The organism is Paenibacillus sp. Y280 (genome assembly GCF_056786335.1).
In genome coordinates, this window is record NZ_JBXCIW010000001.1 from 518,214 (window position 1) to 537,730 (window position 19,517).

General features: G+C 45.0%; 16 protein-coding genes. 1 reads left to right on the plus strand and 15 read right to left on the minus strand.

All coding sequences use genetic code 11. The annotated features are described in order from the left end of the window. Positions 1-16: 16 nt before the first annotated feature. The 8 genes from AC1TPC_RS02365 to AC1TPC_RS02400 form a co-directional block, all read right to left on the minus strand. Positions 17-709 carry a CpsD/CapB family tyrosine-protein kinase gene (locus tag AC1TPC_RS02365; RefSeq protein ID WP_482065262.1) on the minus strand — a complete coding sequence of 231 codons (693 nt, stop codon included), beginning with the start codon at positions 707-709 and terminating at the stop codon, positions 17-19. Beyond that, positions 690-1,442 carry a YveK family protein gene (locus AC1TPC_RS02370; RefSeq protein WP_482065263.1) on the minus strand — a complete coding sequence of 251 codons (753 nt, stop codon included), beginning with the start codon at positions 1,440-1,442 and terminating at the stop codon, positions 690-692. The genes AC1TPC_RS02365 and AC1TPC_RS02370 overlap by 20 nt, the downstream gene beginning before the upstream one ends. 166 nt (positions 1,443-1,608) lie before the next feature. Beyond that, positions 1,609-1,893 carry a hypothetical protein gene (locus AC1TPC_RS02375; protein ID WP_482065264.1) on the minus strand — a complete coding sequence of 95 codons (285 nt, stop codon included), beginning with the start codon at positions 1,891-1,893 and terminating at the stop codon, positions 1,609-1,611. A gap of 1,605 nt (positions 1,894-3,498) precedes the next feature. Then, positions 3,499-4,317 carry an SPL family radical SAM protein gene (locus AC1TPC_RS02380; RefSeq protein ID WP_482065265.1) on the minus strand — a complete coding sequence of 273 codons (819 nt, stop codon included), beginning with the start codon at positions 4,315-4,317 and terminating at the stop codon, positions 3,499-3,501. Further along, positions 4,314-4,835 carry a methylated-DNA--[protein]-cysteine S-methyltransferase gene (locus tag AC1TPC_RS02385; RefSeq protein ID WP_482065266.1) on the minus strand — a complete coding sequence of 174 codons (522 nt, stop codon included), beginning with the start codon at positions 4,833-4,835 and terminating at the stop codon, positions 4,314-4,316. Before AC1TPC_RS02385 ends, AC1TPC_RS02380 begins: the two co-directional genes overlap by 4 nt. Further along, entirely contained in the window at positions 4,816-5,439 is a 624-nt protein-coding gene (locus AC1TPC_RS02390) for a bifunctional transcriptional activator/DNA repair enzyme AdaA (protein ID WP_482065267.1), read from the minus strand. The genes AC1TPC_RS02385 and AC1TPC_RS02390 overlap by 20 nt, the downstream gene beginning before the upstream one ends. Positions 5,440-5,544: 105 nt before the next feature. After that, positions 5,545-6,603 carry a M42 family metallopeptidase gene (locus AC1TPC_RS02395; protein ID WP_482065268.1) on the minus strand — a complete coding sequence of 353 codons (1,059 nt, stop codon included), beginning with the start codon at positions 6,601-6,603 and terminating at the stop codon, positions 5,545-5,547. A 307-nt stretch (positions 6,604-6,910) separates the two neighbouring features. After that, on the minus strand, positions 6,911-8,692 hold the full coding sequence (locus AC1TPC_RS02400) for a glycoside hydrolase family 36 protein (RefSeq protein ID WP_482065269.1): 1,782 nt from the start codon (positions 8,690-8,692) through the stop codon (positions 6,911-6,913). A gap of 198 nt (positions 8,693-8,890) precedes the next feature. On the opposite strand from AC1TPC_RS02400, the gene AC1TPC_RS02405 reads away from it, so the two are divergent. Next, on the plus strand, positions 8,891-9,748 hold the full coding sequence (locus AC1TPC_RS02405) for a helix-turn-helix domain-containing protein (RefSeq protein ID WP_482065270.1): 858 nt from the start codon (positions 8,891-8,893) through the stop codon (positions 9,746-9,748). Here the strand turns inward: AC1TPC_RS02405 and AC1TPC_RS02410 are convergent. From AC1TPC_RS02410 to AC1TPC_RS02440, 7 genes are all read right to left on the minus strand, one after another. Beyond that, positions 9,745-10,542 (minus strand): pyruvate, water dikinase regulatory protein, encoded by a 798-nt coding sequence (locus tag AC1TPC_RS02410; RefSeq protein WP_482065271.1) that lies wholly within the window; start codon positions 10,540-10,542, stop codon positions 9,745-9,747. The two genes, AC1TPC_RS02405 and AC1TPC_RS02410, sit on opposite strands and share 4 nt — an antisense overlap. 41 nt (positions 10,543-10,583) lie before the next feature. Further along, positions 10,584-13,403, minus strand: a complete 2,820-nt coding sequence (ppdK, locus tag AC1TPC_RS02415; protein ID WP_482065272.1) for a pyruvate, phosphate dikinase — start codon at positions 13,401-13,403, stop codon at positions 10,584-10,586. Next, positions 13,379-14,431, minus strand: coding sequence for a type I glyceraldehyde-3-phosphate dehydrogenase (gene gap, locus AC1TPC_RS02420; RefSeq protein ID WP_482065273.1), 1,053 nt, complete (start codon positions 14,429-14,431; stop codon positions 13,379-13,381). The genes ppdK and gap overlap by 25 nt, the downstream gene beginning before the upstream one ends. Before the next feature lie 207 nt (positions 14,432-14,638). Beyond that, positions 14,639-15,904, minus strand: a complete 1,266-nt coding sequence (locus AC1TPC_RS02425; RefSeq protein WP_482065274.1) for an Nramp family divalent metal transporter — start codon at positions 15,902-15,904, stop codon at positions 14,639-14,641. Between the two features lie 649 nt (positions 15,905-16,553). After that, positions 16,554-17,240: an ABC transporter ATP-binding protein gene (locus AC1TPC_RS02430; protein ID WP_482065275.1), complete on the minus strand. Its 687-nt coding sequence runs from the start codon at positions 17,238-17,240 to the stop codon at positions 16,554-16,556. After that, positions 17,240-18,328 carry an ABC transporter permease gene (locus tag AC1TPC_RS02435; RefSeq protein WP_482065276.1) on the minus strand — a complete coding sequence of 363 codons (1,089 nt, stop codon included), beginning with the start codon at positions 18,326-18,328 and terminating at the stop codon, positions 17,240-17,242. The genes AC1TPC_RS02430 and AC1TPC_RS02435 overlap by 1 nt, the downstream gene beginning before the upstream one ends. Next, complete coding sequence (locus AC1TPC_RS02440) at positions 18,325-19,350, minus strand: hypothetical protein (protein WP_482065277.1); 1,026 nt, start codon at positions 19,348-19,350, stop codon at positions 18,325-18,327. The genes AC1TPC_RS02435 and AC1TPC_RS02440 overlap by 4 nt, the downstream gene beginning before the upstream one ends. Between the last annotated feature and the right edge of the window lie 167 nt (positions 19,351-19,517).

A 19,517-nucleotide genomic window follows, 5' to 3' on the forward strand; every position in this document is an offset into this window, starting at 1 on the left:
ACCAGGAGATCGACGCCTAAGCGTCCGTTTTTTCCCCGTAGTAGTAGGAATAGACATCCGAATGATTACGATTGATTTTATTGAGCACGACGCCGATAAGCCTCGCCTTCACATGCTCTAGTAAAGCTTTCGCTTTGAGCGCAACTTCCTTTTTCACTTTTCCTGAATCGACAACGAGAACGACGCCATCGCTTTGAGTCGCAACGATCTGAGCGTCTGTGACGGACATAATCGGCGGCGTATCGATAATGATGACATCATAACGTTCCCTAGCCGTCTTCAGCAGATCGGCCATTTGCTCTGAAGAAAGCAGCTCTGAAGGATTCGGAGGCGTTGGCCCCGCCTGAATGATCGATAGATTTTCCGTACCGGTGAACTGTATAATGTCCTCCAGCTTCATCTGGTTAAATAATGCCGTCGTTAAGCCGCTGCGGTTGGACTTTCCAAAGATATGATGCTGTGACGGCTTGCGCAGATCTGCATCAATAAGCAGCACCTTTTTGTTCGCTTGCGCGAAAGCGACTGCCATATTGGCGCATGTTGTGCTCTTGCCCTCGCTCGGCTTGGAGGAGGTGACCATAATGATTTGCAGCTTTTGGCTAATCGTCGAGAACTCGATGTTCGTCCTCAGCATGCGGTAGCCCTCTGATATGGGCGATTTGGGGTTTAACTCGGTAATAAGGTTCCATTTAGGAATCAAGCGAGACATTTTGTTCCCTCCCTGCTATCGTCTTTGTCGGTGTGCTGGTTCTCTCGAGCGAATCTCTCTCTTCGAACTTCGGAATAGACGATAGCACCGGAACCTGAAGGAGCGCCTCTATGTCTTCCTCAGTCTTGATCGTGTCATCCAAATAATCGAGAAGGAAGGTAATGCCTATGCCTACCATCAAAGCCAGCATAAAAGTGACGGCGATATTCATCTTTGGATTCGGCGATACCTGTGCGTGATTCTCCTTCGGATCGGCTTGGTCCAAGACGGATACATTGTCTACCTTCATTAGCTCTGGTACCGATTTTTGAAAAACGATCGCAACCGCGTTGGCGATTTTAGCCGCTTGCGCATAAGAATCATCCCGCACCGAAATGGACATGACCTGTGTTTCATTTACTGAGCTTACGCTTACTTTGCCAATGAGCTCACCGTACGTCACGCCTAGATCCGGATACTGCTTGACGACCTTCTTCATCATCCGCGGCGTCCTCAAAATTTCTTTATAGGTTTTGATAAGTCCAATAGTGGAGTTGATCGAACCAACGTCTATGCTTGGAATCAGCGAGCTGCTGCCCTTATGATCGTTGACGATTAATTTAGCGGATGCTTCATACTGTGGTTCGATGAAGTAATTGGAGTAAATTCCGATGGTCAGACAGCTAGCGGTAATAATTAAAGCAATCATCAATAGCCTTCTTTTCACGATGATCCAATACTGTTTTAATTCCAATTGATTTCCTCCGTTACTAATAAAGTCATCCGTCCTTGCAACTTCATAAAAGTTGTTCTTAACGAATATTAAATTTTTTTAATTATTCAAAACGCGAACTTTTAGACGTCATTTATGGATAGGTGTATCCCGTTTCATGAATACCTGACAACAAGGACGGAACCTATTATTTTGCTGTGTTCAAAAAATCGTCTACCGTTCCGCCATTCATAATGTAATCCATCATTTCGGCGGAGCAGGCTTTCAAGCCCAGCTTGCCGAGTAGCTGCGAGAAAAGCTCGGCCATATCAACAGGCTCATTTTGAAAGCGGCAGCCGGTGGCCATAAGCAGCTCTGGCAAAGATCTAGCTTCCGTTTTCCCGTCTTGCTGTAATAGAGAAGGATCCTCGGATAGTATTTTCAAAAATTGCTTCAGCCTTACTCGCTTCTGCTCCTGATTTGAAATGTTCATCTTTGAAACCTCCATTCATCAGCTCGCTTGTTCCTTTAATTTGAATCGCGGAACGCTTCCTGCAATCTAGTATGACACAGATGATAATAATTCTTGAGGGAATAAAGACATGGTGTAGATTAGCCAATCGTACTCATTTTCATTCGTGTTTTCATAAGTACGGACTCCTAATTGATGAGAATAGTTGGAAATAAACTGGTGCTATTTGGGTGTCAAAAATAAAAATTCTAACAATTGGAAGCGCTTTATGAATTTTCTGAGAGAATCAAACTTGAGACTCATTTTTACTTAACCTTCATTCGCTTCTTTCCCCTATAATACAAAGGTTTTTCCCTATTTTCATGTTGATTTGAAAGCAAAAAACTTGCAAATGAATGCGCTTTATTGACGTTTAAAGGGGGGACTATTGACTAGTATCCTACCAAAGCAGGACAAAAACGAGTTTCGACATTGTTCGCAATCCCCATAAAAGTGCACATTTCCTCACATCATAAAGTCAGATTTACATTAAAAAAAAATCATAATCGAGATTTTTGCTTAAAAATACCAGGACTTGACTGCTATAAACGTACATTCAACTGTTTTCAGTAGACTTTTTCGTCATTTAACCGAGTATGTTGAGCAGCCTTTCAGGATTAACTTCCATGAATCGGGATAATTATAAAGCTTCGAAAGCACTGAAATTGCACCAGATTATCATTATTCCTCATTCCAAAAAGACTACCTCCCTTTCCTCTCCTTACGTCCTACTGATGCCGAATTTGACGAAAGAAAGCGCATTCAGTTGCTAAGAAACGAGACTGCGCGCGGGAAGTCGCGCTTCGCAGCCTATCTGCACATGGCAGACACTGATCTAATAGCGAAAGTCGCGCTCCGCAAACTCTCTTCAAAACACTTAACGGGAATTTCTCCCGTTAATCCGTTCGATTTTACTCAACTAGCTCCCCAACCGCGCTCAACCCAAACTATTCACATAGAGACACAAATACGCGAGCGCTAATGCGCTCCCCCAACCTAGTTACTCTTCTCAGACACAAAGCAACCAGCGCCAAGCGTGCTCACCTTACATATCTACATTTCGCAGACACAAATCAACCCGCGCCAGTCGCGTCCTAGCCTCTTCTTTAACACTTAACGGGAATTTCTCCCGTTAATTAGCTCATAAAAGCTGTTTTTCCACCATTAGATGGAATTTCTCCCGTTAAATCATTCGATTTTACCCGTTAATGGCGTTTTGGATTAAATTAACAGGAATATTTCCAGTTAAGCGCATTTCCAGCTCCATTTAATGAACATTAACAGGAGAATTTCCCGTTAATTCACTTGCAAGCCTACAACTAGAAAAGGCTAGCCGTTCAAGTCATTGTCATCTCACATTCCATGACCCTTCCGACTAACCCCTGCCTAATATTGCGCAAGCTCCTCCTTCCTCATGAGTTGCTCATGAGTTGCTCATGAGCTGATAATGAGCTGCACTTGAGCTGCTAATGAGCTGCTCGTGAGCACAGCATAGAGTGACAAGCACAATCGCTCATCACTCCAAAAAAAAAAGGCCAGCCGAGCAAGTCATTACATGACTTGACCTTTCCGGCTAACCCCTGCCTATCAGGGCGCAAACCCCTGCTGGCTCAAATAAAGCTGATTCTCAGCGAAAACATGACTGAATCGATCGTAAACCATCCGGTACGCGGTAGGCGAATACCACTCCTCTAGGCCAAGCTCCTTGTACAGCCGCTCTATGCCCAGACTTCGCGTTCGTCTTCCTCCGCTCCCATCACCCATGAAATAATCGTCCACGCAGACACGATTGACCAGCGCTTTTAAAATTCCCGGAAAAGCCTCGCTGCTTGGCAGTATCGGCGCGATGGTCGCTTGCACGGGTACTCCCGCTTCCGCTAACAGCTGCAGCGTCTTTAATCTAGCAGCGATAGGAGGCGCAGCCGGCGTAAAATGTTTGCGAATATCCTCAAGATCCGTCTCCACTGTCATGCTTACCCGAACCTTATCTCCCAGTTGAAGCAGCAAATCCATATCTCTGCGAACGAGCGGACTCCTTGTTTGAACGAACAAAAAATCCGGCGGGTCCTCTACCATTACCTCTAGCAGCGATCTCGTAACCATCTCTTTATGTTCAATCGGCTGATAGGGATCCGTGCTTGACGACATAAAGATACTAACCTTTCCTTTGCCCTTCGCGCGCCGAAGCTCTTTCCGAAGCAAAGCTGCCGCTTCAAGCTTAACGTCTACCCATGTGCCCCACTCCTCCTGACGGAACGTGGATACCGGCATCTGACGAACATAACAATACGAGCAGCCAAACGAACAGCCCGTATAAGGATTGAGCGAATGGGTGTAGTCTTCTAGGAAGCCTGTACCTTTATTGAGAAGCGTCTTCGGATTTTTGTAAAATAACGCCGTCTTCATGCTTCCCTTTCCAGCTGCAGAAGCTGCGTCTTCATCTCCAGTCCGCCGCGATAGCCGGTGAGCGAGCCGTTTTTGCCAATTACGCGGTGACACGGCACCGTAATTAAAACCGGGTTTGCCCCTATAGCGGCTCCGACCGCACGTGAGGCTGCCGGCTTTTGAATCTGATTAGCTATATCCGAATAGGACTGGGTCTGTCCATATGGGATCTCGCAAAGCGATTTCCAAACGGCAATCTGAAACGATGTCCCGCGAAAATCGAAGGGGACCGTAAACGCTTTGCGTTGTCCTTCAAGATACTCGATTAATTGCACGGCATACGGCTGCAGCTTCTCTTCATCCTGAACAAGTCTGCTGCCGGGGAACTTAGCCTGCGCCCATTCGGCCAGCTCCTCAAACGGCTTATTTTGGGAACCGACGTAGCATAGCCCCATTGACGTGGCTGCAACGTACATGCTCCATTTTCCATGAACCAGCAATGTCCAATACATGAACGAACTAATTTTCTCTGCCACCATGCGGCACCTCCGGCATCTCGTTATTTTGTTTGGTTTGAAGTTCGGAATGACGTTTGGAATGACGATAATCACTCGGCGTACGCCCTATTTTCCTCTTAAACAGCGTTATGAAGTAGGAGGTATTGGGCATACCGACATTCAAACCAATATCCGAAACGGCTCGATCCGTATGGGCAAGATACTCCTTAGCTTTAACCATTCTCGTCTGCTGAATATATGCAATGGGCGTCATTCCTTTAATTCGCTTAAAGGTACGCTGCAAATGATAAGGGCTTCCGTGGCACATGTCTGCCAGCGTTTCGAGGGTCAACGCTTCTCTATAATGGCTATCGATATATTGCGTGATGACATCGACCCACTCATCATCCGGCAAACGCTCGCCCGTAGGCTTGCACCGCTTGCATGGGCGAAAATATGCCGACCGCGCCTGCTCCGCATTTTCAAATAACCGGACGTTTTCCTTATTCGGCGCTTTGGACTTGCAGGATGGCCTGCAAAAAATACCGGTCGTCTTTACCGCATATATAAACCTGCCGTCATAAGAAGCATCATTGCTTAAAATCGCTTGCCACTTCTCATCCGACATTTGTTCCTCAGCCTTCATTCCTTCCACCTCCATACATCAAAGTATACCCTCGTAAGTGGTGTGATGTACGCTTATTGGAATGTAAAAGCAAGATATTGAAATCGGTTTATGGTGCGATATCGTTTATTGATTCGATTCCATTACATAGGCTAAAAGCAAAGCCGCTGTATTAACGATAGCATCTACATGCGTCCGTTCCATTCCATGCGAAGCTTGAACCCCTGGCCCGATCAAAGCTGCACGAATATTGCTGCCGCCGCGCAGCGCCGCTGATGCGTCGGAGCCGTAATGCGGATAAATATCAACGGCGTAAGCCAGCTTCTCGCGTTTTGCGAGTTCAATCAGCCGGGAGGTCATTGCATAATCATAAGGTCCGGTCGAATCCTTGGTACAAATAGACACATCCATTTCCGTTGCTGAAAGATCATCCCCGAGCGCTCCCATATCGACGGCAATCATTTCGGTAATATCCGCCGGTATGTAGGAGCTTCCGTGCCCGACCTCTTCATAGGTTGATAAAATAAGCTTCAGCGTATGGGACGGCGTCCTTCCTTCCCGCTTCAACCACTCCATGAAGCCGAGCAAAGCCGCAACGCTAGCTTTATCATCCAAATGCCGCGATTTGACAAAGCCGCTTGGCAAGACACGAACTCTAGGCTCCCATGATATGAAGTCGCCAACGGATATGCCTAGCTTCTCTGTATCCTCCTTTGTTTTGACCAGCTCGTCAATGCGAACCTCCATATTCGCTTCCTCGCGCTTAAAGTCCCGGGCATCGGAGTATACATGCACGGAGGCTTTGGTAGACAGCACGGTTCCTTCATATTTTCGGCCGTCGCGCGTATGAATGACCGCATATTCGCCTTCGACTGTTTGCATCGCATAACCGCCGATCGGCGTCATTCGCAGCATGCCGTTAGGCTTAATCGAACGAACCATCGCTCCTAGCGTATCCAGATGCGCGGTGATGCCGATTACATGGTCGGCATTTTCGCCTGGAATCGTAATCATCCCGTTCCCCTTTGGCGTTATCGCAAGCTTATAGCCGAGCCTTTCCGTCTCAGCCTTCACATGCTTGATAATGTCCATGCAGTATCCGCTCGGACTCGGTATGTTTAGCAAAGCTTCTAGCTGATTGACGATATATTGGCGGTCTAGCTGTGGTGCGAGTGGTGTATTCATAAATGGAATCTCCTTATGGATAGGAATTGCTGAATGGACCAAAGAGCGTTCATTCTGCTTGTATGTTCATTTTACCTGATTGAATGTCAGGATCAAACTTCCTGGAGCGCAACCCTATTCGCGATAACACCAAAGTCGTGACAATGGCGAGTGCAACGCCAACGCGCTCCGATCCATGTAATGGCCGATAAAGACACGCCTCCAACGACGACACCTCCAAAACGCCCTCTTACGGCAACCTCTAAATAAAATAAGACTGTTCCGAAAAGTAGAATTTTCTACCTTTGGAACAGTCCGCAATATTTGCTTATTTGGAGTTGGCAGACAGAAGAATAACCAGTCCAGAAGGAGGAACGCTGAGCGACAGCAAGCCTTGCTCGCCATCTATCTCAAATTTGCTGACTTCTAGGCCCATGCAATCGAGTACCTGAACCTCTCTCGCCCCTAAAGCCTTAACCGCCTCTACAATCAACCGATCTCCGCGCGTCCCGTTTACGATGATTATTTTTTGAGTGTCCGTATCTGCTAATGAAACAACGGAATCGTTATAAACGGCTGTAATCGAAACCTCGTTATTGCGTGCGGTCACAAGCGGGAAGAGCAGCTCTGGACGCTGGGGCTCCAATTGGCCATGCATTAACACATCACGGTTCTCGCGCCAGAAGGATAGCCAGAAGGTCAGCATATCCAGATGCTTCTGCGGCAGCGTCTCCAGCCGGACGGAAATTTGCGGTACCGCGAACAGAATGTTGATTAATTGAAGCGCCGCGCTGTCAACCGGCTCGTCCGGATTCCACATGATCATGTCGGCATGCGCTGCCGTATTTCCACACAGCAGCCTGATGTCGAGCGTGCGAATACGGTTTTGCACCGCATCGTTTGGACAATCCCCCGCTCGGAACAGGTTGCCGTATTTCCGCATTAGCGGGCTGATATACGGCTGGCGGAATTCGATCATAATGTCTGGCTTTATTGCGCGTAGACGAGCCATCACATCGCTCAGCAATACGTCCACCGCTTGCGGCACCGAGGCGATATCGCGTCCCGGATCAGAGTTTTCATCTTCCTGCTCCTGCTGCTGGAATACATCAACAAAATCAAGCTTAAAGCCGTCTAAGTCCCAATCCAGCAACGCCTTCTCGTAGATGCCGATCAAATATTCGCGCACCTCGGGATATCGTGGATCGATGACGCCAGCACCCATGCTATCCATTTTGTAGAGCAGCTTATTTTGGAATCGAATCCATGCTTCGCTGTTCTTCCCAATGAACGGAACCGAATACCAGAGCAAATATTTCAAGCCCATTGCATGAACGCGTCCTACATGCGCCTTCATGTCGATCATTTTCTCCTCGCAAACCTGCCAATCCCCGCAAAAAGCGTAGCCTCTGGCATTGTCCGCCGTTTGCCAGCCGTCGTCAACGATGACCGATTTACAGCCGATTTCAAGCGCAAGGCGGCACTGCTCCTCGATTCCTTCCGGCGTGAGCTCCTGATGGAAGCTGTACCACGTTGAATACATAGGCTCCAGCGCTTCCGCAGGCACGCTTGAAGGCGTATTCGTCTTGTATTCGCTCCACCAATGACTCACATCGTCCAGAGATTTAAAATACGGAATTTCGCGCGTGTCGATCCGAAGCTCTGCTTCATAGGAGGCAAGCTCTGGCGTTGGCGTGTCGAACATAGCAATGACACAGTTAAAATGAGAGGTCTCCTCATGGAGGCCTGCATCGTACTTGATAACGTTCAGCACATCGGAAAAAGCGAATGTCAGCTTGTTCGTCCCCTGACCGCTAAATAGACTTACAACTGGAGCGGAATTCGTCGACTTTGAATCCAGCAGCGGATACCAGTCTGCCCGAATCCATCTGTGATATAAAGCCGTTGGATGCCACATGCCCTGCACGTCGATAACGGGGTGGCTCCATTTCAGCTTGAACGTTGGCGGTACTGCCGGAGAATCTGCTGCAATCTTTATACGAACAATATCAATTCCTTCGGATTCACGTTCGACCGAAAGCTCTGCGCGGAATCCGGATTCCACGCTTTCCAGCTTATATTCATATAACCCATTAGCGGTAAGCTGCATGCTGAACTGCCTCCCTAAGCTTCATCTGTTTTTGAGATTATTATATCTCCTGCACGAGTTGAGGCTATAGAGAGATTTGTGTTTAATAGTAGTTATTTTGTGTCATGATTTTAATGGAAACATTGTTTTAATGCTTAATTTACTAGTAACTTTGTGCTATCCTTAGTTATAGACAGCTAACGAAAAGAGGGATTCAGGTTGGAAAATCAATTTACGGAACATTTTCTAATCGGTCGCTTGGACACAGATATTCGTCTGCACTATTGCGGGCTGGAGCATTGTATGCCCTCCCATCAGAATGGTCCGGTCATGCGCGATCATTATTTGCTGCATTTTATCGTAAAAGGCTCCGGCGTCTTCACAATGGAAGGCTGCGATTATAAGCTGAAAGCAGGAGACAGCTTCTGCATGTATCCCAATCAGCCTGCTTCCTATCGTGCAAGCGAAGCGGATCCATGGACTTATTATTGGGTCGGAATTGATGGGCAGCTTGCCGCCAAGCTGTTCCTTTCAGCAGGAGTAACCGTCCAATCTCCCACCCATTCGCATCTCGAGCCTGAGCGAGCAGAGAAATTGCTGGCAGAGCTGCTCCATCATTCTGCAGTCAACGATCTGGCATCCGAAACCTACTGCTATGGCCTATTGCTGCAAATTTTCTCCACCTTCCTGAGCAGGCAGACGGAATTACAACAGCCTGTTCGCAGCGGAGGGCGAAATAGCAACGAGCTGTATGTCGCGCAAGCGGTGAAATTTATAGAAGAGCATTACCATAAGCGCATTTCCATCTCCGTCGTTGCCAGGCATGTGGATTTGGACCGTTCTTATTTCACCAAGCTGTTCCATGCCCAGATGGGCGTGTCTCCACATGAATTTCTAATCCGCTACCGGATGGAAAAAGCTTGCCTCATGCTGAGCCAGACGAGCCTGCCCGTGCAATTAATTGCAAGCAGCGTCGGCTTCGAAGATGCAGCCTATTTTGGCAAAGCTTTTATCCGCCGGTTGGGACTCTCGCCCACTGCATTCCGCAAGCGCGGTACATCTTCGCTATCAAATTAAATATATTCCATAATATGGTCTGCAGTTTCTTCAATGGCCTTATTGGTAACGTTAATGACCGTACATCCTAGCTGCTTCATCAAATCATGCGCATATTCAAGCTCTTCTACAATTCGCAGTATATTCGCATATCTGGAGCCATCAGGCAGCCCAAGTGCTTTAAGTCGTTCTGTACGTATTTTGAGTATGTTTTCGGCATCAATCGTTAGTCCGATAATGCGATGGCTCGGAATTTTGAATAGCTCCGCCGGAGGCTTGACCTCTGGCATAACAGGAAAGTTGGCCACTTTAATGCCCTTATGGGCAAGAAAAATGCTGAGCGGCGTCTTCGAGGTTCGCGAGATGCCGATCAATACAACATCCGCTTGCAGCATCCCTCTGGCGTCACGGCCGTCGTCATATTTTACAGCAAATTCAATGGCTTCCACGCGGCGAAAATAAGCGGCATCCATTTCATGCAGAAGACCTGGCTGCTGCTTAGGAGCATCTCCATAAGTATCTATGAATGCCTGCATCATCGGCCACATAATGTCTACTGCCCTTACGCCCAAACGAATGGATTCGGCTTTGATCATCTCACGCAATTCCGGCTGTACTAGCGTGTAAGCGACAAAGCCTCCTGTCGAAGCGGCTTCTTCCATCATGATTTTAATTTCTTCTTCATGCCGGATATGTCCGTACCGCCTGATCTTTACCTGATCGGCGTTGAACTGGCGAATGGTTGCCTGCGCTACCGACTCTGCCGTTCCGCCAATGGAATCAGAGCAAATATACAAATGCTGCTGTTCAGTCATTCAGATTTCCCTCCGATTCTACAGAATGCGATGCGAACTCGTTACCTGCGGTGAATGAGCTGTGCTTGTGCAGCTGCAATTCTTGCCAAAGGAAGACGGAACGGCGAGCAGCTGACATAATCCAAGCCGGTTTGGTGGCAGAAGAAGATCGATTCTTTTTCTCCGCCATGTTCGCCGCAAATACCAGTCTTAAGGCCTGGCTTTTTGGAGCGGCCGCTCTCGACTGCCCATTCGATCAATAAGCCTACTCCTTCCGTGTCTAACACCTGGAACGGATTTTGAGGCAAAATATTATGCTCCACATAATGAGTGAGAAATTTCCCTTCCGCATCATCTCGGCTGTAGCCAAACGTCATTTGCGTCAGATCGTTTGTTCCGAAGGAAAAGAAGTCTGCATATTCCGCAATTTGGCCTGCGGTTAGAGCGGCTCTTGGCACTTCGATCATCGTTCCTACCTGATAAGGAACCTGCTCCTTTAACACGCCCAACACTTCTTCGGCAGTACGATCCACCAACTCTCGCATAGCTTTCAACTCATTGACATGACCAACGAGCGGGATCATGATTTCTGGAACAACCTGAATCCCCTTCACCTGCAGTGCCAACACAGCGCGGAAAATAGCGATAACTTGCATCTGATAAATTTCTGGAATCAGAATGCCCAGCCGGCATCCCCTCCACCCCAGCATCGGATTCATTTCTTGTAAATTCCGGACCTTTCTTATGAGCTGGTCGAGCGCGCTGCGATCATCAACGGTTTCCGCATCCTTTTTCATCCGTTCCTGCCGAAGCAGCAGCTCCTCCATATTGGGCAGAAACTCATGGAGCGGCGGATCAAGCAAACGAATCGTAACAGGCAAGCCTTCCATTGCGGAAAAAATACCTTCAAAATCATCTTGCTGCATAGGAAGCAATTGATCCAAAGCAGCCTTGCGATCATAGGAGTTATCAGCAAGTATCATTTCCTGTACGACCGGCAGCCTGCTAGCCGACATAAACATATGCTCCGTGCGGCAGAGCCCTATTCCTTCCGCCCCAAACGACCTTGCTTTAGCCGCATCCTCTGGCGAGTCGGCGTTCGTCCGTATCTTTAGTGCTCGAATATCATCCGCCCACTTCAGCAGCTGGCCAAGCTCATCACTCATTTCCGGTTCCTTCAGCGTGACAGTGCCTGCAATGACGCGTCCAGTCGAGCCGTCCAGCGTGATCCAATCTCCTTCGCGAACCTTAACATCGCCTGCGATGAACTGTCCTTCTCCTGTATCAATGCGAACCTCCTCGCAGCCGCATACGCATGGCTTGCCCATTCCTCGCGCGACTACTGCCGCATGGCTAGTCATGCCTCCGCGACTGGTAAGGACACCTTCGGCAGCGATGACACCATGGATATCCTCGGGGCTTGTTTCAGAGCTGACAAGCACGACGCGCTTGCCGGAGCGGCTCCATTCCTCGGCTTTGTCGGCATCAAATACGACTTGTCCTGTAGCTGCGCCGGGCGAGGCAGGCAATCCCACTGCCAATACCTGCAGCTTCTCGTCCTCGTCAATGGCTCTATGAAGAAGCTGATTAAGATGTTCAACATCAATCCGAAGCATCGCTTCTTCTTTGGTCAATATCCCTTCATGAACAAAGTGGACTGCAAGCTTTACTGCTGCTTGCGCCGTTCTCTTGCCATTTCTCGTTTGAAGAATGAAGAGTTTTCCTTTCTCTACAGTAAATTCAATGTCCTGCATATCTTTATAATGTGCTTCAAGCTTGGCAGCAGTTTGTACAAGCTGCTTATAAATTTCAGGCATTTCCTGACTCAGCTTAATGATCGGCAAAGGCGTTCTTATCCCGGCTACGACATCCTCCCCTTGGGCATTGATCAAATATTCACCGTATAATACCTTCTCTCCCGTAGATGGATTGCGTGTGAATAGGACACCGGTTCCGCAATCATCGCCCATATTCCCGAATACCATCGATTGGATATTAACCGCTGTCCCTTGACTATCAGGTATGTTATAAGCCTTTCTGTATACGTTTGCCCTATGGTTGTTCCAAGAGCGGAATACAGCTTCTACTGCAAGATGCAGCTGTTCGAACACATCTTGAGGAAAGTGAACATTCGCTCGCCATTCGATTACACCCTTATATTTCTCGATGATTTCGATCCAAGCTTCTACTGGAACATCTTTATCCTCCATTACATCCAGCTCTTTTTTCTTATGGTGCAGCAGCGTCTCGAAGTGGATTCCTTCTATATCGAATACCACATTTCCGAACATTTGGATCAATCTTCTGTAGCAGTCATAAGCGAAACGGGGATTTCCTGTATGGCTTGCAAGACCCTTTACGGTATTGTCGTTCAAGCCCAGATTCAATATCGTATCCATCATGCCTGGCATCGAATTAACCGAGCCCGAACGGACAGACACAAGCAACGGATTGCCATTGTCGCCAAATTGCTGATTTTTCGTTAATTCCACCTGCACTAAAGCACTGCGGATCTCATCGAACAAGCCTTCCGGCAGCTTGCCGCCAGCACTATAGTACTCCCGGCAAGCATCTGTAGTGATCGTAAAGCCAGGAGGAACAGGCAGTCCCGCATTGGTCATTTCTGCAAGATTGGCACCTTTTCCGCCAAGCAATGTTTTCATTCCAGCATGTCCCTCTTGAAAATGGCGAACTCTCTTTTGTTGATCGTCCTGCGGAGGATGGGGCTGATCCTTTCCTTTAATAGGGTTCACCGAGCATGTGCTGAGTCCGCAGACTCCATATAGGATTTTCACCCTATTCGTATCTACGGTATCAATTAATTCCCCACAGTACTGACATACGATACTTCCCAATTTCACTTCGCTGCTGCTTGATTGCATTGCTTCATGCCTCCCATAAATTGAGTTTTTTGAACAACCATAGCCGCTAAATCGATTACCCTGCAGGAGTAAGCCCATTCGTTGTCATACCATGCCAATATTTTTAATTGATCGCCGGCAACCATTAGAGACGACCCATCAACAACCGCTGAACAATCATTTCCGATATAGTCAGACGAGACAAGCGGAACATCTTGCATATCAACATAAGGAGCCAATCCTCCTGAAATCATGGAACGAATTTTCCGCTTAGCCTCAACAAGCGTCGTATAGCTTCCAAGCTGGACAGTCAAGTCAATTAGAGAAACATTTATTGTTGGAACACGGATCGACAAGCCTTGGATATGCGGAGCTAAATGCGGCAGCACGTCAATTAAAGCTTTGCCTACTCCTGTAGTCGTTGGAATAATAGATTGTGTACATGCTCTCGCACGACGCAAATCCTTATGCGGGTTATCCAAGTGGTTCTGGTCACTGGTAAAGGAATGGATCGTTGTCATCCAACCGCTCTTGACCTCAAAGGCATCATCAAGCAATTTAAGAATGGGAGCGACACAATTCGTCGTACAAGATGCTGCGGATAAAATATGATGCTCATTCGGTTCGTAGCTTTCCTCATTGACACCCATCACCACGGTCAGATCAGCATCTTTGCCTGGTGAAGTGATAATAACGCTATGTGCCCCGGCTGCAAGATGCTTCTCGGCCCCCATACGGTCAGTGAATTTACCTGTAGCATCAATAACGATATCGACGCCGGCCTCTTTCCATGGCAGCCGAGACGGGTCTCTCTCCATAAAATAATGAAGTGCTCTTCCGTTTATTATTAGCTTTCCATCTTCTGTTGAAATGTCTGCATGCCAAGTTCCGTGTACCGTATCATATTTTAATAAATGGGCTATCGTGTCTACAGAATGGGGAGAATTGAGCGCTTTGATCTGCATATCGTTATATTTATCCGAAAACGCTCTTCTTATAAGCAATCTTCCGATTCTTCCCAAACCACTTATGCCAATTCCAACTTCCATTCCTTCAGCCCCTTATCGCATTTTTTATATAGTACATCCTAATTAATATAATATGACACATTAATCGAAATGTACATGTTTAATATGCAACATAATTAGATAATTAACCAACATTTAAATAGTCGATAGTAACAAATAGCAGCCGGATTGCCCGTAAAACGCAAAAAAAGCCGCCGATTGCTTCGGCAGCCTTCATGAAATTAATTTCTAAAAATGAGTTAACGTTTGGAACAGGAGAAAGATATTTAACGAAATGATAACGAGTGCTATCGCCCAAGCCAGTATATTTGTTATTTTATGATTAGCAAGACTGCCCATAATTTTTTTACTGCTTGTAAAAATAATGAGCGGAATTAAAGCAAATGGAATCCCAAATGACAATATGATTTGACTAATAACGAGTGCTGTTGTCGGATTGACCCCGATTGCAATAATGACGATAGGCGGGATAACTGTAATAAATCTTCTTAAATACAGCGGGATTCGCCATTTAATAAATCCTTGCATAATAATATCCCCGGACATAGTGCCCACTGCTGAGCTAGCCAATCCTGATGCCAATAAACCAACGCCAAATAAAATCGCTGAGAAAGGTCCGACTAATTCGCCAAATTGTTCAAAAGCTACATCCAAGTCCTGAACATTTAATCCATTTTTAAAAAATAAAGCTGCCGCTACAATGAGCATGCTCGCATTAACCACACCTGCAATGACCATGGCGATTAAAATATCAATAAATTCAAAACGAAATATCCGTTTTCGTTCACCTTCCGTTCTTCCTACGATCCTTTTTTGAGTCAAGGCGGAGTGAAGATAAATGGCATGAGGCATAACCGTCGCACCTAAAATCCCCGCTGCCAGCATCACGCTGTCTACACCATTAAATTGCGGAGTAAAAAGTCCATTTAGGATGTCTCCCGTATTAGGCTGTGAGTATAAGACCTGGAGGCCAAATGCTAATACTACTATAAATACCATACCCATTATTCCGGCCTCTAATGAACGGAACCCTCTCCGCTGCAGTTCAAGAATCGCAAAGGAGCCAATGCCTGCAATGATCGCAGACGGCAATAATGGAATACCGAACAATAAATATAAGCCTAATGCCGCTCCAATAAATTCGGCAAGGTCTGTCGCAATGACGACTAGCTCCCCTTGTATCCAAAGTCCAAACGAGACTGGTTTAGGAAAGTTCTCCCGAGACACCTCAGGCAGATTTTTTCCCGTAGCAATGCCTAATTTTGCCGATAAAGCTTGAATAAGAATGGCCATTACATTCGAGACAAGCACTACCCAAAGCAGCATATAGCCATATTGCGAGCCGGCAGCGATATTTGTGGCAAAATTGCCAGGATCAATATATGCTACGCCAGCTATAAAGGCTGGGCCTATGAACGGCAGCAACTTCTTTAAGCCTTTCGTACGTCCTGATAACAGCTCATTGGCTGCATGTTCTTTTGTTGCTTCGTCCAATCAGAACAGCTCCATTCCCATTTATGCTTCAACCATTGCACCAGGCAATATTTCTTTGATCAATGACAAAATGTTTCCTTTGGTAAAATTATAGGTGGGCATCGACAAATTAGCAACTTGAAGCAGGTAACGTTTATTGTTTCCTAATTCCAGTGGTACAAAGCATAATTTTTAGGCAATAGACTACAATAGAACAAAAAAACGAGTCTTTAGAATCGCTTCTAAAGCTCGTTTCGTTTTGAAATTCAGTCTACGAAATTTCTGACCACTTACACCAACGTCTCCATACCCTTGCAGTTGAACAGTGAACAGAAATAACAGGAAAAAGTCCATCTAAATTTCCTCTAGTGGCGGTAAATAAAGCAATTAACTGGAAATTCTCCCGCTAAAGTTAACGCTTTTATCCCATTGAGATAAAAAGCAGAAAATTAACGGGAGAAAATCCTTCTAAACTCGAATTTCTCCCGAAAATCAATAAATTAGCTGGAGTTTTTCCTGTTAAGCATGCTTACCGTGAGCTTTCGCAGTTGAGTCCATATAATGTGTAAAATGATGAAGGTTACTTTAACTCTCCAATTTTCCATCCTATTTTAATGCTGCAACAAGAGCTAATTCCTTTCGAAGATGCAGGAGTGAAGAAACGATAAACTTATTCGCGAATATCAATAATTAAACCATCCAGCATTTTAATTTGTCTGTCACATTTTTGGGCTAACGACTCATCATGTGTAATGATAATTAACGTTTTTCCGCTTGCAACTAACGAACGCAAGAGCTCGATGATCTGCATGCCAGACTGTGAATCTAATGCTCCGGTTGGTTCATCTGCTAAAATAATTTGCGGATCATTGACAATAGCTCTTGCGATTGCCACTCTTTGCCTTTGTCCGCCCGATAAGTTTTTTACTTTCTCATTCATTTTTCCAGATAAGCCCACAAGCTCCAAAGCGTCTGCAACCATTCTTTTTCGCGTACTTTTATTCTTTCGATCCGAGGAGTAGATTAGAGGAATCTCAATGTTTTGGAAGGCGGTATCCTCCTCAACAAGGGCGAAGTCCTGTACAATGTATCCAAACGTTTTATTTCGGCAAATCGCCCGTTGTTTCTCTTTGAGCAGCTTCGTATCTTGACCATTGATTACGATTTGACCTGATGTAGGGACCACGATCATGCCAAGCATATTAAGCAATGTTGTTTTTCCACATCCCGATGGTCCCGTAATGGCAATCTGCTCGCACTTGTTAATAGTCAAGGTAACGTCTTGTACGGCTATCGTCTTATTTTTCCCGCTGAAATATTCTTTCTTTAAATTCATGGACTCCAGTACAGGGATCATTATTCGTTTCTCCTTAAGAAAAATGTCATATCATACTTTTTCAACCTAGCAAGCGGGACATAGGATAGAATTGCAACGATTATGACTCCCAGCAACACATGAAAGATGAGAGGAATTTTCACGGGCGAAGCAAATTGAGATGCATATGCTGTAATAATCATAGGTACTGCAATAATAGAGAGGACATATATAATAATTTGAGCATATAACTGGCCTATAGTAGCTCCATATAAACGGTGAACGGCATATTCACGTAAATTTCGTTCGATGAGAAGGAGTAAACTAGCAATTATACCTGCCAATGTAAACAAAATGGCTGCCGAGAAGAAAAATATAAAAAACAAACCGCTTAACAGACTTTCATGAAAAATTTGAGGAGCAGTACTATTAAATCGAACAGGGCTAAAATTTAAGGATTGGCTTTGTGTCATCGTTTGTATATAATCATCAATTTCTTCATCTATCGGATTGATTAATGCCGTATTCGTTATAATGGATTCTAGGTACATGCTATTATAATACTCGTTTAATTTTTTAAACGAGGTGAGAATGATAATGCTCTCATCCAAATCGACGGAAGTTTGTTTCCTCAAATAGGCACTGTTTTCATTGAGCTTATTGTCAATTTCCAATTGCTCCTCATTATTTACTCCGAAAGATATGTTATCTCCCAGCTTTAAGGCATTTACTTTCGAACCAATAAGCACGGTGGTGCCATCATATTTTCCAAGACCAAATACTTCATCAAATCTCCCCAAACCCACTATGACATTTATATTAGGAAAAGCTTCTATACGAACATTATCTACGAAGGAATACCCGCTGTTCTCTTTATCTAAAATGTTTGTCATCTTCTCAATCATACCTTCCGTGTACTTCATTCCTTCTGTACCATAATAAGAATTAAAGTAAACAGGGTTATAGTCGCGAAGTTGATTTATTTGTTTGCCATAATTAAGAATGGTCATCAGTTGCGTTGAACAAATGAAAATAAAGAAAGTGAAAATCGTTAATTGACCAATGAACAAAATAATGGAGAACGCATTCCGATATATATTTTTAGCAGCAAAATACCATATATTCTTCATAATAGAGCTCCGTCGTTCGATCTTATTTTCTGACTATAAAACGCGAATACATAAGCAATAAAACTAAAGAACAGGTTTAATCCAACAATCAAAAGTAAAGTTAATATCGAAAAATCCAACTTCCCAAAGCGATAGAAAAATAAATAAGCAGAAGAGCCTGCTAAAGAACCGATTATAAAATTGACATATGAGTCTTTTAGAAGCTTTCTCATCAATTTTAAGCGGGTAGCTCCGAACCTCAAATGAATACCGAAAATTTTCTTGGATTTTAACAAGTTGACTCGATAATACAAGTAGTAGTTAGCATAAATCATTAGCAATCCAATAGCTGTCGTCAAATACATTTTATTATTCATAAGCTGCAGCAAAATATGGCTGGAAGAGCCCGCGGAATTAGCGACTCTCTTTTCCACAATATATTGATTATTCGTTAACAGTCCAATCAATTCTTGTATAACTTCTTCATCATACGTATCCATATAATAGAAACCTCTAACATCGGATAACTTAGAAAAATGCAGCGCATATTCCGTTTTGTCCGTATAGAATGGATGCTTCGAATCATAGACTCCCATCACTTGATAGGCTTGTCCTTTGATCTCATATATTCCGTCCTTTCTAACACTGGACTCGTGAACGAAAGAATTTTTCTTTACGACTATATAATTATGATGTTGGAGGATGAAATCGTTTGAATTCAAGCGGTGCCCTTCCGTTAAAATATATTTATTGAATAACTCTTTTGGATCGTAAATGCCCAATCCAAGGGAGTCGATATTATTCACAACTAGAGTAATCTTGTGTTTCTCAATGATTTTTTCAATTTGAGTCAAAATCAATTGATTTTCTTTCGTACTTGTTGAGTATGGATTTGTTACTCTCAGTTCCGTATAGGCAGTTCCAAGCTGAAAAGGCGATGCTGTAAGGAGTCCAATCTGAATTAAACTGTAAACAATGAAAATGGAAACTGCAGCCGTGCTAATCGCACTAAGCACTATTAGTAAAGCATCCAGCCTTTTCATTTAATCATCCTCTTCATTGTGTTTGCGGGCTTTTAGTAAATAAAGTATCAAAAAATCGGGTTCCTGAAATGCCACTAAAAGTGGATAAATGAAATCGTATTATAGATTGACGATATTGTAAATAGTTCCATATAACCCAATAGTTTTTTTATATTCATCCCCTCATA